Consider the following 14,523-nt stretch of genomic DNA (forward strand, 5'->3'; position numbering starts at 1 on the left):
AAAAAGCGATTGAGAAACAGGCTGAATAAGCGCACTTAGCAATGATCGAAATGGGCATTTTGCATGCAGAGTAGACCGATCTGCTCTTGGGATAAAATGGCGCACTCTAGCGCCTTTTTCGTATTAATGCGGCTGACTTGCGCATCGCTCAGTTGCGTTATCGTCGCAGAATAGGCATTGATTCGGCCACAATCGAGCCAAATATCTCCCACTTGTACCCAATAATGTTGCAATGCCCCTAAGTCAGATAAAAACTCGACTTCAAATCCCCTCGCCTCGTACTCATGGTGAGCGCATTCTGATAAGACTAACCTCAAGCTGTCCCAAGCCGATAAATTGACCTTGGCATAAGTCGCTAATAATGACTCAACAAATTGCACATGCATGTATTTATCTCCGTTATTGATATCAGTAGAGATTTAACCCTTTATTCTTATCGTCGAACAACTAAGCTTGGGTCTTTGCCACCATTAAATAATAATCTCTTGCCGAAACGGTAAAAAAATCCACAACCTGCATGTGCGCTTTACCCGAGTGAGCGGCAAAGGAACGTTCATTATCTTCAGCAATAAAGGTCAACATATAGCTAAAATGCGGAGCAACTTGGCGACGAATTTCATGGACTAATGCCTCGAAAATCCCTTGCCCACGGTAGGCTTGCTGCACCCATATCGGCCCGTATTGGCAAGAATTGACCTTAGTTAATTTAGGTCCATCCCAATCGAGTTGCCCTAAACGATTCAACAAAGTGCGGTAAATGGGCCAATGTTCGAAAAATCCCCAACGGCCTGCAATCACATAACCGACGATCTGCTGTTCTACCAGTGCCACTACGACCCAATGATGCTGCACTAATTCGCTCAATTCACTGTGGGAAAAAGCTTGCCCTTGTAACCCCATACTGGCGGAAGCTAATTCATCATTAAGATGTTTTTTCTCTAGCATCGCTAATAAATCAACATCTTGAGGTAAGGCTAGTCTAATTTTCACAGTATTCTCACAGCATTCTTTCGGCTTTTGGCCCAATTTCAGCCCGCCAGTATACTCGGTTGGGTTAATAGGCACAGCTAGAACAGGGTATTATTTAGTGCCTTGATTTGCTAAATCCCCTTTTATTTCCCAAACTTAATGAATATTTAGCCCTAGTTAGGCGTTTGTATGTTGCCCGAAACCATTAATCCCAACTTGAGTTTACTTGATAGCGACAATCAACAAGTGAATCTCACTCGCTGGATGCACCAATGTGAGCTCATCAAAAGCTATTACAACGCCAACACGGTTTTCATATTCCAAAAAATCAGTGCAGGGTTTGAGATCATCGTCAGTTCAATCACTGAAACACCGCAATTTACCGCAGGCACTTTATATCCACCAGCACTCGAACTCTTCAAACAGATACAAAACAGCCAACCTGATGGTTTATATCAAAACCTCGGCAGCTTTATGTTAGAGGATTTACCAAGGGATTTTGATGGTATTCAGCATATTCTCTCGCGCCCTATCGCTTGGCCGGATGGTAGCCAATTTGGTGCCCTGTGTGTACTCAACCCGCATATAACAGAGCCACTAGTCAATGCCGCTATGCTCGAACCATTTCAGATTTTACTGCAACAGGAATTATCCCTTCTGTGTCAGAACCATAGAATTGAATCCCTTTCGATGCGCGATCAAGAAACGGGCATGCTCAACCATTACGGCTTCTTGATGATGGCACCAAGGCAGCTCAATTTAGGCCGCCGCTTTGGCGCCCATGCAGGTATCATCTTCTTTGAATTACTGAGCACGGATAACACTCCAATACCACTCGAAAATAATCACCACAGACTGTTAGGCAAGTTAATCCAAGATACGATAAGAACCGCTGACGTTGCCGCCCATTACAACAGCACTCAATTTGTGGTACTTGCTTTTGTGGATGGTGAACGGGATGTTCTACATATTATGAAGCGAGTAGAAAAGCAGCTAGAACAACAAAACCATCAGCTAAAACTCGATGTGAGTTACAGTTTTTTTACCCCAGAATCCAGCGCCAAACTTGCACCTATGATGGAACTCGCACGGGGTAAACTCGATTCAATGCGCCCACCTGTATCCCAAGCCGCAGACACGCCAGTAGAACCCGCCATTGACTCAAGCTTGTACGATAATCCCGCCGCAGATTCGGCAGAGCTTTGATTTAATGAAATTTAGGCTTAATTAGGCAGTACAAAATTACTTGGAATGCTCATCTTGGCGCTTCGCCCATTGGATAAACAGCACCACAGGATAGGGCGACATTAAGACCAACCCTAAACCAATCAGACTTGAGATTAATAACATGCCGCTTATCTCTAGACTCCATTGCGTCAACATATAAAAACCAAGTCCACAAACTAGCATCAATACACCTAACCAATGTAAAAACTTCAACAAATTCAGAGTACTTTTAAATGAGCCTGTCATATAAACCCCTTTAGATCTTACGAAAAACTTGTCACACTATGGCCATAATCATGGAAAAAAGGAACCGCAACGATGTTAAAACAAACATTCATCTTAGGTGCATTACTCTTAGGCATCACAGCCTGCCAAAGTGCCGATATCACCCAAAATGAGACCATTCCATTAGAAGGCAACTGGCACATTGAAATGGTCCAAGGCCAACCGACTATCGATTACAGCCCAGCGCAAATCACCTTTGAGGCCGAAGGTAAATTACATGGCAACAACAGCTGCAATAACTTTTTCGGTCAATATACTCAGCAAGGCGAAGAGCTTAAGCTATCTCCTGCCGGTAGCACAATGAAAGCCTGCGTGGATGCCCTAATGCAGCAAGAGCACAAAGTGATGCAAGCTATGCCATTAGTTACCAAAGCAAAATTAGTGCAAGGCCGACTTACCTTACTTAACAGCGACGACAAGCCAGTGTTAGTGTTAAGCCAAATGAAGTAACCATAAAACTTGTCAGCATAAAAAAACCGCCAATGGCGGTTTTTTTAGTTAACGAACCAGCAATAAAAGCTCCCTATGCTTTGACACTCTTAGCCGCTGCAATTTCGAGGGCAATATTCTGTTCGGCTATTACGGCGCTTTGATCTATGTCGGCATTATAATGCGCCATATCCAACTCATCTTCAGACTTTGCAATGACAGTCGTCGCCACTAAGTCACCGGAGACGTTTACCACAGTACGCACCATATCTAAAATACGGTCAATTCCCGCAATCAATGCCACCCCTTCTAAGGGAAGCCCTACGGTTGTGAGTACTAAAGTCAACATCACTAAACCCGCACCGGGCACACCCGCAGTACCAATAGAGGCCAACGTCGCCGTTAAAATAATGGTGAGATAATCGACGACAGTCAGGTCGATACCAAACGCCTGTGCCACAAACAGCACTGTGACCCCTTGGTATAATGCTGTGCCATCCATATTGATTGTGGTGCCTAGCGGTAATACGAAGCTAGAGATCTTCTTATGAACCCCCAAATTTTCACTCGCACACTTCATACTCACAGGAAGCGTGCCCGCAGAACTCGATGTGGTAAACGCCACTAACATGGCATTGCTAATCCCTTTAAAAAACTGCAGCGGGCTTAACTTCGCAAATCCGCGCAGTAAAAAACTATAGAATCCAATCACATGAATAATACAGCCAAGGTACACAGCAATAATGACTTTGATCAGTGGCCAGAGCATATCAATCCCATACTCCCCCGCTACCCAAGCCATTAGCCCAAATACACCGTAGGGTGCGAGCTTCATCACCATGTCGGCCATTTTATACATGGCCTCAGCTAAACTTTCGAACACTTTAATTGCAGGTTTTCCATGCTCGCCAATCAGCACTAAGGCGATACCTAAAACAATCGCAAATACTATAACTTGCAAAATTTGCCCGCTTGCTAAAGCCGCAATAGGGTTCGTCGGCACTATGTCGATCAAAGTATCGACTAAAGAAGGTATTTCTTTGGCAGTTTGAGCCGCGCCATCTGCCAATGACAAACCTAAACCAGCACCGGGTTGAAGAACATAACCGACAATTAAACCGATAGTGATCGCGATAGCCGTGGTAAAGAGATAAAACGCAAAAGATTTAAAACCAATACGCCCCATCTTGTTCGTATCTTGCATCGAAGTGACGCCCACAATCAGTGAGCAAAACACCAATGGCACAATCAGCATCTTAATGGAATTAACAAACAAGGTGCCTATCGGCTTTAAGTGAGTCGCTTGCTCGCCGAAGATGATGCCCACTAAAATACCTAGCACCATACCGATAACAATTTGCAGCCACAGCGGCACTGACATCCAGCGAGACCAAATACGGCCTAATGCTGACGACTTTTGTTTTGTCATATTGATAACCTTGAATTCGAAACTATGATGGGGCAAAGACCAAAACTAGCGCGCTAGTTTCTCAGTCTAAATGGGGCAATCGCCGAGTCTAGCAGAGGGGTTTTAATCGAGGGATGATCTGGGTCACGTTGAGCTAAACCGCCTTAAAATCAGTAATATTAACCAAACCAACTTTGTTAAATTGGCTGCTGAGATGTTAGTTTTCCTGCTTAAGCATCAAAATATTCTGTGACTTTTTTTGGTGCTATTTGCTGACGATAAAGCGACGCAGGCGGTTGCTCACGCTCAATCAAATAACTCCAATAATCGTCATCAAAACCACTGAAAATAAAGTCGGACTTACCGTTAGCTTTTAAGACCAACCACCACCAAACTAAACCCCATAAACCGAAGCTCAACAGCGTTAAAATAAAATGCAGAAGATGATTTATCTGTTCATCAGCAGCAATATCATAGACGGGTAAAATTTTAAGTTTATAGCGGCGAGTAGACTTAATAAATCCCATCATTAACTCACTTAGTTCAGCGAAAGGACACTAAAGATAAGCCTAGCAGATAAGACTTTAGTCGTACAAATATCCACAGCAATAAATAATATCAGTGCCTAACTTGCCACAGCCAAACTCGTTATCCCTCGTCGTTCCATGATAAAGTGAATCACAAAATGTTGTTTACTAAGCAAGAGCGGTATTGCCAAATAACCGCCTAGGAGTTGTAGTATGTTGATTCGTAAAGCTAAGGCTCAAGACCTAATCGCCTTAGTGCAGTTTAATCAGGCCATGGCCCAAGAAACCGAAGGCCTAGCCTTAGATGAAGCGACACTGACTCGAGGTGTGGGAACGCTACTTGAGAGCCCGCAAAAAGGGTTTTACCTGGTCGCTGAAATCGCAGGTGAGCTAGTCGGCTCGCTCATGGTGACATTTGAATGGAGCGATTGGCGTGCGAAGGATTATTACTGGATCCAGAGTGTGTATATTCGCCCGAAAAATCGTCGCCAAGGCATCTATGCCAAACTCTACAGCGAAGTCAAACAACTGGCCGAAGCCAATGGTGGTGCCGCAAGCTTCCGTTTATATGTCGAGCAAGAAAATCTCGCCGCACAGCAGACCTATCAAGCGTTAGGGATGAAGCAGAGTTACTACTTAATGTACGAAGAAAAATAAGCGATTCAAATGTTATACGTAATAAAAAAGGATCGGGCCAATGGCACGATCCTTTTCTTTTTACGACTCACGATTCACATTCAAACCGCGTTTCTACTAAGATTAAAACTTAACGAAAGAAGCCAAACAGAATAGCCGTCATTGCCAATAAACCCGCTATAACCACGAAGATATTGCTGATGCGACCACGGTGCGCTTTTAATGCTGGCACTTTGTATACAGCGTACATAGGCATCAAGTACAGGATAGCCGCGATAATTGGGCCACCTAAAGCTTCAATCATATTCAAAATACTTGGGTTTTTGATTGCCACGGCCCAAATCGTCACAAACATAAACACCAGAATAAATTTGTTGATTTTTTGCTCTGAAATGCCTTTTTTATTCGTGTCTAACTGCTTAACAATAATCCCCTTCATGCCTTCTGTCGCGCCCATGTAATGGCCAAAGAAAGAAGACACAATCGCGATAAAGGCAATTAATGGACCAAAGTAGCTCACAAAACCACTTGAATGCACGTTGGCGAGATAAGACAAAATCGGTAGATTCTGAGCTTTCGCTTCGGCCAATTGTGCTGGCGATAATGACAGCACACAAGAGAACACAAACAACATCACAAAGCCCACTAACATCATGGAAGTATTACGTAAAATAACATCAGCTTTGCGAGAAGCATTCGCGCCATGGTCACGTTTCAATGACACAGAAAACTGTGAAATCGCTGGAGAATGGTTAAAGGCAAACACTAAAACTGGAATCGTTAACCAAACTGTGCCTAAAAATGCACCCGCTTCTGGTACAACGAGTAAAGCATCCATTTTCCATTCAGGGATCAGGTAGATAGACATAAAGGCCAAAATACCCACCAGCGGATACACCAGCAATTGTGTCACTTTGAGCATGAATTTCTCACCTGCGACCATTACAGCCATCATACCGAGGATCAATACACCCGATAGAATGAAGCGTGGTGGCGATGCCATGCCTAACTGATTGACGATAAAGCTATCAACAGTGTTGGTAATACCCACACCGTAAATTAATACAATCGGGTAGATAGCAAAGAAATACAGTACGGTAATGGCTTTACCCGCGCCAACACCAAAATGCTCTTCAACTACTTGAGTAATGTCGCTACCAGGAATGCTTGATGAACAAACAAAACGAGATAAACCACGGTGGGCAAGATAGGTCATAGGACCAATGATCACTGCCATTAACACAAGAGGCCAAAAGCCGCCCATGCCCGCATTGATAGGTAAAAATAAAATTCCAGCGCCAACGGCAGTGCCGAACAAACTCAACATCCAAGTCGTGTCTTGGCGAGTCCAAGGTAAGTGTTTCGTTGAATCTAGATTCTGTGTGCTTTGAGGTGTTCCAAGAACACTGGTCGCATCTTTTTGCATATAAAAGTTACCTTACGGTGTGACTAGCATAATAAATTCGCGCTAAGGATAACCAAAAAAAGCCCATAAAAGTTGATCTGACACGGCTTTATGTAAGGGAATTTCATAATAAACTGATATTGAGATCTAGATCGCTGATTTAATGTAATAAGTTTTCAATACAGCATCAAAACATATACATAAAAAGCCACTTAAAAACACAAGATATTCACCTCAAGCCAAATCCAGTGACATTGCATAAGCGCCGAGAAAAACAGCTAACCGGGCATATGTCACAAAAATCAATAAAACGAGACTAGTCGACGCATACTCACACCTAAGGTAGATCGAGATCACAGTCGTTAATGTTAAATTTTTACAAATCGCTATCAGTCGCAAACACGCATAAAAAACGGCTCATCCAGATTCAACTCCGAAGTGAGCCGCTAACGATTAAAGCGCAAAATCTGACTTATGGTTTTTGTAGTGTCAGCTCAGTTGTCGACACTACAGCAGGGGCTATGTCAGCCTCTTTGAACAACAAAGGACGGAAGCTTTTAGCACTCGAGTACAAGATACTTTGATCAGCAAACGCAGGCGTTAAGATATTACTAGACTCAGAGTAAGTTAAAATCCCCCGCGCCACAGGCCCCTCGTCGGTAAAGTTCACCGCCATCATCCAACTTGACCCGTAACGCACTTGGTATCCTTTCGCCGTTAAGCCAGAACTCATCGCCTTGCCAGTGACCACATCCATCACAGCAGCGTATTTGTGCTGCGGGATCAAAGTGTCATCACCCGACAAACTGGTTGAAAACACGTTGAATCCACCTTCAGCATTATGGCTACCCGGCCAAGGTAAACGCGACCCGCTTGGCGTTCCATCTGGCAGAGATTTCTCCACAAATTGCACATCCCCCAATGGCGCATCTAAGGCAAAGCCTGCGGCCTCAAGGTTAAGCGCACTGTGAGCCAAGGCCTTTAAGGCACTACCATCCGTAGTCAAGGTTTTAGGTGTCGTTGCCGCATTAGCGGGATCGAATCCTTGGGTCAACATAGTTGTTTGGCTGAATAGATGGGCAAATTCACGTAGTAAAGCACCACCTTTACTATCGTTATCTTGCTTACCGTTCCACGCCTTTAATGCCGTACAAGCCGAAGAGATATCCTTAGATAAACTCGCCGACACTACCACAGGTGTACTGCCTTGGGCATCACACTGAGCAATCAAGTCAGGCAGCACTAACTCGGCGAGATAACTGCGATTCGACAGCACAGCCGCTTCGAGTTCTTCCAAGCTGAACTTGCCATCAGCCCCCGCGGCGTCCTGCATTAAACTCAAGCCCATCCGTGTACGTAGTGATAGCTGTCCAGCCTCTGCGCCGTACATAGGCGAGAAGTAAGTCAGCGGTTCATTCAAGTTAGTCGACCAAAAGGAGTCATTGGAGTTTTGCACAAAGTCGCTGCGCTCAAGCTTGGGCGCACGCTCATAGGGCGTAGGACCATCGAAGCTAAACAACGAAGTGTTACCGGGTAAAATCGTAAATCCGGCTTTTGCCTTAGCCGCTTTAATATCCGGTGAGGTTTTTAACAACACAACTGCAGATTCGGATAATCCTGGTACTGTTGAGTCGTCGATATAGAAAGCATTGCCCTCTTTATCGGCGTACATAGTGTTATTGAAGATGACGCCATCGTAGTCCTTAAATGCCTGTTGGAACTCTTCTTTGTTCGTGGCCATGTTCATGGCTAACCAATGGTCAACAGGATCCATAGTCCCCATATTGGCATCTTGGATCATAAAGGCACTGCCATCATCCCAACCGAAAGGCGCTAAAGCGGGAGGAGCTTCGACCATAGGGCCTTTGGCCGTAGTATAAATATCTTTCTCGGCGACCAGCATGCCCGCAGGACCTGCATTCACTAGAACCGATACTGTCTCTTTGGTGATCGGCATAGGTTTACCATCAAACAAATACTGCATCCGATCACCCGAGACTAACTCAAGGTTATACATCACAAAATGCTCAGCGGTAGAGAAGGTATGAGTCCAAGCGAGATCTTTATTGAAACCAATATTAATCGGTCCTGGCATACCCACTAACGAGCCGCCCATCATATCTAAATGCCCTGGGATCGTAATATGGGATTGCCAAAAGCGCAGGTTACCCGTATGCGGGAAATGCGGATTACCTAGCACCATGCCCTTACCATTTTCAGTTTTATCCTTGCCTAAACCCCAACCATTTGAACCTAAATCGCGGGGATTGGTTTCTGGTGTCGTGATACGAGCCGCGCGGGCAATCAACTTAGACTGCATATCGGCCACAAATGTAGTTTGGTCTTGGCTAGGCGCGGGCCCAACGATACGCGGCATGTATTCCTGTGCATCTCCTGGGTTAGCATAAAAAATCAGATCGAGAAAGTTAGCTGCGCCCGGTAATAAGGCGATAGAAAACAAATAAGTCACCACATCTTCTGGCACTATGGGTTTCACCCAAGGCTGACCGCCACAGAAAGGTTCTGCCGTTTGTGTTCCCGCTTCGACATCAGCAAGATATTGGTTATAACCAGAGGTAAAACCTTGGATAAGTGCCCGAGAGTTTTCACTAAATTTCGGCCATTTTTCTTCGGCTTGTGCTCTGATCTTTAACGCTTTATAGGCAAAATCTGAGATAAGGTTACCGTTATCTTCCGCCGTGGGTTGACCAGTAGTGAAGTCAATCGACGCATGGGGACCAAAGTACATAGAACGCTGTGAGTTCGCCTTGATAAAACCATCGGCTAATACACATAAGTTGTCCTGTGCCTGCGCATAACCGCTACCAAAACCTAAACTTTCTAAGTTGTCAGCTTGGATATGCGGCACGCCATAGGTCGTACGGCGAATACTGGCTTTGAGTAAACCATTGGGGGCAAAAGCTTGCAGTTGAGTTTCAGGTTCGGTAGGCGTAGTGCTATCTTCGCTATCGTTACAGCCGGTCAGTATTACACCGCAGGCCATTCCCATAGCAATCACGAGTTTGTTGAATTTCATTATTATTATCTCTTGGTTTTGGTTCCTTCAATGACATAGCCTTACTGCCTATTCCAGCCCAAATTACTGAAGGAGCAATAGTTGCATGTCGCTTCCTAGTCCCTAAGGCTGGCTATTGCCTCCCCTACTGTTGGCTTTTTTACTGAGCTTCGCCGACGACTGTGGCAGAATAGAAAACCCAAACGCTTAGACACCTCAGACCATTTAAGCAATGATTCAAACGAGCGTCCACATTAAAATCCAAAATAAATAACTTATATGCAACAAAACATTATTAAGATAAAAGTGGGTTCTAAAAACCCAGTAAAAATCAACGCGGCAACTAACGCCATAGCACAGCTGTTCCCTGAGAGCATCATAGAAGCCAGCGGTATGGATGCCCCTTCTGGTGTTGCGGCGCAGCCAATGACAGATCTCGACACTCGCCAAGGGGCGATCAATCGGGTGCGCTATTGTCAACAGCAGGACCCGCAAGAGACTAAAGCCGATTACTATTTTGCGATGGAAGGCGGTGTCGATTGTTTCGACTTTGGCCCTGCCACATTCGCCTATATCGCGATTGGCCATAAAGACCAGCTTGCCATTGGCCGCAGTGCGATTTTACCTTTACCAATGCAAGTTTATCGGGCATTAGAAGCGGGGGAAGAACTCGGGGATGTCATGGATAGGTTGTTCAATACAATCAATATTAAGCAAAAAGGCGGTGCCATAGGTTTACTCACCCACGGCCATGCGACCCGTGAAAGTAATTACACCCAAGCGATTATTCTCGCCATGGCGCCATTATTGAATCCTGATATTTACACAGTCGATTGTTAGTAATATGTTGCAAGAGGAATTAAAGCCCGCTAACTTAGTTGTGACATGCAACCAAACCTATTCGACTATGGCTCAAACAGACGCACCATTGGCTCAAGATCCCGCGAAGCCTGTGACTCAAACTAAGCAAACGACTGAGTCAGGCTCATCCGCCCAACTCAGGCATTTGTCTCGCTATCTGGTGAGAAATTTAGGCATGCTCAACGCCGCCTTTGGGGATTTACCCCTTTCGCCCGTGCAAGCCCATGCCCTGTTTGAGATAGGCAAGCAGCCCCTGACCATCAAAGAGCTTGCAAGCAAACTCAGCATTGATAAGTCCAATGCGAGCCGCGCTATCAAGCATTTGATCGATAAACATCTTGCCCAGAGTCAGGTGCACCCACGGGACAGTCGCTGCTTAGTTGTGCAACTGACACCTGCGGGTAAGAAGTTACTCGTTAAATTGGATACTCAACAAAATCAATTGTTCCAAGGGATCTTAGCCCAACTGACTCCATTGCAAACTTCACAAATCGAAGAGGCCCTCGTGTTATATAATCAAGCCGTACATAACGCCAAGCAGCAAAGTGGTTGCCACATTCGCCAAGCCACAGCCCAAGATGATGCCGCAATTGCCAAAGTCATCCGCGATGTTTCGGCCGAATACGGCTTAACCGCGGATAAAGGCTATAGCGTGGCGGACCCGACCTTAGATTGCCTAAGCCAGATTTACTCCCAAGCGGGCGCCAACTATTGGATTATTGAATTAGAGGGCCGCATTTTAGGCGGCGCCGGTATTGCGCCTTTAGCTAACAATGATGGCGTCTGCGAACTGCAAAAAATGTACTTTATGCCAGAAATCCGCGGCAAAGGACTCGCAAAACGCGTAGCGTTAATGGCACTCGATTTCGCCCGCGAAACGGGTTATCAAAGCTGCTATTTAGAAACCACCGCTGTACTAAATGAAGCCGTAAAACTCTATGAGAAATTAGGCTTTGTACATCTGTCAGCTCCCCTAGGGAACACAGGCCACGACGCCTGCGAAATGCCGATGCAGCTAGATCTTAATCAATAGGATATGAAGCAGAATTCCAATCAAAGTAACAATGCCAAACTGCCATGATTAAACTTGTTTGGCATTATCAATTTGTATCAGCAAATGTTATTCAGCAAGATGATTTTAATTATCAGTCTTAGGGCATAGTTTTTCTTAACTTAAATGCATTAAAATATGGCAATTTACCTCACTCAATTTTTAATAAATTGAAAGGCGTTTGATACCATTTTGTTAACGGCATTAAATAGGGAACATTATGCTCAGTTGGATTTTTAGTGATAAGAAACTCACACTTCGGGAAATATGCCTAGATAACACGCTTTCGACCTCGGCTAAAATAAAGAAAGTTGATCAATTTCTTGCCGATAGTGGAGATCTCAACTTTATTGATCTCAATATTTCGCCCTGCAATATATTAGTTCCACTATCTTGCAGTCCTCAGTCCGATTTAGTGCTTATAAAATACTTGCTTAGCAAAGGCGCTAAAATTGAATGTAATGGTTTCAGTGCCTTGCATTCGGCTATTGAATATAACAACTCAGAACTCGTTACCCTATACCTAGACTCTAGTGCCAATCTTTACTTTCAAAATCAATATAGTAATTGCTGGCTCAACTATCTATTTCATCCTAATCCGCAATATATCTATCAAGACCATCAACGTAGAGACATGATCGACCTTCTACTTGCAGCTAACTTAGATATCAATAAACCGGTGAGCTTTTGGACTAATGGTGAATTAAATCACCCACTAGAAATATTATATGATGAACGCAATAAAGATCTGTTCCTGCATATCATTAATAAAGATATCCCATTAGACATTGGCAAATTAAGCCTAATTGAAAACATTATTTCTTCGAGCGAATTTTGGGGAGTAGAAACATTTTCTCCCTTAGTTAAACGCTTCCCTGCATTTAAAAAGTCACGCTATATTATGGCCAACGATAGCAGCTTCTGGGATGATGCTAATCTATTAGAACTGTGCGTTTACGCCAAAGCGCAAGACTACACTGAATACCTGTTAGACCATTATCCGCAGCTCAAAGCCGATTCTCACGCCAAAAGTTTGGTCTATGCGGCATTGACCTCGGAATTTGACCTTAGGATTATCGAAAAACTGATTAAGGCCACCGTCGATATCAATCGCATCTATAGAATGACACCGCCTGATGCCGACCATTCACCCTTGCTCAACCAATATATTAATAATGCCCAATTTACCGATCCGAATAAACGGAGTTACATCTACCAAGCCCTTGAACTGTTGCTCAAATATGGCGCTAATCCAAATGCCGAATTTGTGAATACGGGTAAACCCTATGAGATGTTAGTCTGGTCGAATTTACGACTATTGGTTTATCCAATGGTCGAAAAGAAAACCTTTCTGCCCGAGTTTTTCGATCTGTTCCTGCAATATGGTATGGATATCAATAAAAAATTTGGGGCGGTGGATGAACCAACCTTACTCACTATCTGCCAGCGTGGTTCAGGGAAAGAAGATCAAGCAACGCTTATCCAAGTGATGGAATATCTGCTCACCAAGGGGCTAGATTTAAGCCTCACCAATATCTACAACACTAACTATGTGTCCGCGGCGGCTATCTCCTGTCGAAGCCAACTACTTGAATGGCTCATTCACCAAGGCGGGGATATTTTTACCCATTGCGGTCACGATAACTCGCCCATTCTACACAAGGCGATTTCGACCTACTGGTGGGATGAAATTACCGGCCCTATGCGGCGAAAAACCGTAGAACTCTTACTGCGCCATGGAGCAAAGTTAGAAGAATTCTCGGTGGATGAGCAATTTACGCCATTAATGTGCGCCAGTTACTACGGCGCACAGTCCTGCGTAGAGGCGCTACTCGAACATGGCGCCAACCCCAATGCCATCAATGCCGAAGACACCACTCCTGCCCTTTGCGCTGTGATAGGTGGCAGTTCAATCGAGTTCCCCCGCTTTGAATCAACAGCTGTGCGGATCTTAAGACTTTTGCAGCAATATGGCGCCGACTTAACCGTGACCAATAGCTTAGGCAATAGCCCGCTACTAGCAGCTATTGAGCAAGAATATAAAGAGATTTTCGAAGCGCTGCTGCAGATAGCCTCCTACAGTGAAACTCAGCTTGAGCAAGCACTCAGCAAAGCCCTGCCGCAAAGCTATTTCCAGCGCCGCCTGCTACAAACACTGGGGCGCGAGATACCGCCAGCCCCCACAACCATAGCCCACAATCGCGCAATACCAGCAACTGCTTCGAGCAATGCCGATCCTATGACGGCCAATCCGCAAGCATCTGAGGGGAATGTGACACCTGCCTCCGTCAAGCAAACCAAATTAGAGGTGAGTAATGCGGCGGCAAATCGAGATAAAATCCCAACGCTATTCGATCTCAAAACCAAAGTGCAGAGCTTTTTTAAACTGATCGCCACCGATCCCACGATCACAGTTGAGCAACTCAATTCGGTGAGAGTCCTTATTGATCAATTGATAGAAAAGCTCGATAACTTTAGCTTTTTCCGCAATCAAGCGACAAAGGCCGAATTTGAGGAAGGTGTTCAAGAATATATCGATGAAACAGTCGAAGAAATTAACGGAATTATCGAGGATGATTATCCAGCGCTTACCGAAGCCTTAGTCGATTCAGTTTGGACTATTTTGCAGTACTTTAGGGTTGATATTGATATCGAGACCGCACTTAGAAAGCGCTTTTGGTAACTGTAAGTCACAGATTAACGTCTCTT

General features: G+C 44.7%; 13 protein-coding genes. 6 read left to right on the top strand and 7 right to left on the bottom strand.

What is annotated here, in order from left to right; all coding sequences use genetic code 11:
* Positions 1-35: 35 nt before the first annotated feature.
* Both AAA952_RS08550 and AAA952_RS08555 read right to left on the bottom strand, forming a co-directional pair.
* Positions 36-386, bottom strand: coding sequence for a hypothetical protein (locus tag AAA952_RS08550; protein ID WP_338256094.1), 351 nt, complete (start codon positions 384-386; stop codon positions 36-38).
* A 61-nt stretch (positions 387-447) separates the two neighbouring features.
* Complete coding sequence (locus tag AAA952_RS08555) at positions 448-990, bottom strand: GNAT family N-acetyltransferase (RefSeq protein ID WP_338256098.1); 543 nt, start codon at positions 988-990, stop codon at positions 448-450.
* A gap of 168 nt (positions 991-1,158) precedes the next feature.
* On the opposite strand from AAA952_RS08555, the gene AAA952_RS08560 reads away from it, so the two are divergent.
* A complete protein-coding gene (locus tag AAA952_RS08560) occupies positions 1,159-2,175 on the top strand; it encodes a GGDEF domain-containing protein (protein ID WP_338256100.1) in 1,017 nt (338 codons plus the stop codon).
* A gap of 36 nt (positions 2,176-2,211) precedes the next feature.
* On the opposite strand, the gene AAA952_RS08565 is transcribed toward AAA952_RS08560, so the two are convergent.
* The gene (locus AAA952_RS08565; RefSeq protein ID WP_028759411.1) at positions 2,212-2,442 is read right to left on the bottom strand and encodes a hypothetical protein; all 231 of its coding nucleotides are present in this window, start codon (positions 2,440-2,442) and stop codon (positions 2,212-2,214) included.
* Between the two features lie 72 nt (positions 2,443-2,514).
* On the opposite strand from AAA952_RS08565, the gene AAA952_RS08570 reads away from it, so the two are divergent.
* Positions 2,515-2,931 (top strand): META domain-containing protein, encoded by a 417-nt coding sequence (locus tag AAA952_RS08570; protein ID WP_330147430.1) that lies wholly within the window; start codon positions 2,515-2,517, stop codon positions 2,929-2,931.
* Between the two features lie 73 nt (positions 2,932-3,004).
* On the opposite strand, the gene AAA952_RS08575 is transcribed toward AAA952_RS08570, so the two are convergent.
* The gene (locus AAA952_RS08575) at positions 3,005-4,339 is read right to left on the bottom strand and encodes a dicarboxylate/amino acid:cation symporter (protein ID WP_338256106.1); all 1,335 of its coding nucleotides are present in this window, start codon (positions 4,337-4,339) and stop codon (positions 3,005-3,007) included.
* Positions 4,340-4,548: 209 nt separating this feature from the next.
* Positions 4,549-4,845 carry a hypothetical protein gene (locus tag AAA952_RS08580; protein ID WP_105250106.1) on the bottom strand — a complete coding sequence of 99 codons (297 nt, stop codon included), beginning with the start codon at positions 4,843-4,845 and terminating at the stop codon, positions 4,549-4,551.
* A gap of 213 nt (positions 4,846-5,058) precedes the next feature.
* Between AAA952_RS08580 and AAA952_RS08585 the strand changes: the two genes are divergently transcribed.
* Complete coding sequence (locus tag AAA952_RS08585) at positions 5,059-5,502, top strand: GNAT family N-acetyltransferase (RefSeq protein ID WP_105250107.1); 444 nt, start codon at positions 5,059-5,061, stop codon at positions 5,500-5,502.
* A 109-nt stretch (positions 5,503-5,611) separates the two neighbouring features.
* Here the strand turns inward: AAA952_RS08585 and AAA952_RS08590 are convergent, their stop codons facing one another.
* Together AAA952_RS08590 and AAA952_RS08595 are read right to left on the bottom strand one after the other, a co-directional pair.
* Positions 5,612-6,907, bottom strand: a complete 1,296-nt coding sequence (locus AAA952_RS08590; protein WP_028761640.1) for an aromatic amino acid transport family protein — start codon at positions 6,905-6,907, stop codon at positions 5,612-5,614.
* Between the two features lie 451 nt (positions 6,908-7,358).
* A complete protein-coding gene (locus AAA952_RS08595; protein WP_338256110.1) occupies positions 7,359-9,923 on the bottom strand; it encodes an acylase in 2,565 nt (854 codons plus the stop codon).
* Positions 9,924-10,181: 258 nt separating this feature from the next.
* On the opposite strand from AAA952_RS08595, the gene yjjX reads away from it, so the two are divergent.
* From yjjX to AAA952_RS08610, 3 genes are all read left to right on the top strand, one after another.
* The gene (gene yjjX, locus AAA952_RS08600; RefSeq protein ID WP_263192596.1) at positions 10,182-10,742 is read left to right on the top strand and encodes an inosine/xanthosine triphosphatase; all 561 of its coding nucleotides are present in this window, start codon (positions 10,182-10,184) and stop codon (positions 10,740-10,742) included.
* 4 nt (positions 10,743-10,746) lie between these two features.
* Complete coding sequence (locus AAA952_RS08605; RefSeq protein WP_263265624.1) at positions 10,747-11,796, top strand: bifunctional helix-turn-helix transcriptional regulator/GNAT family N-acetyltransferase; 1,050 nt, start codon at positions 10,747-10,749, stop codon at positions 11,794-11,796.
* A 238-nt stretch (positions 11,797-12,034) separates the two neighbouring features.
* A complete protein-coding gene (locus AAA952_RS08610) occupies positions 12,035-14,497 on the top strand; it encodes an ankyrin repeat domain-containing protein (RefSeq protein WP_338256115.1) in 2,463 nt (820 codons plus the stop codon).
* Positions 14,498-14,523: the final 26 nt, after the last annotated feature.

Origin of the sequence: Shewanella sp. M-Br (genome assembly GCF_036245925.1) — a bacterium.
GTDB lineage: Bacteria > Pseudomonadota > Gammaproteobacteria > Enterobacterales > Shewanellaceae > Shewanella > Shewanella oncorhynchi.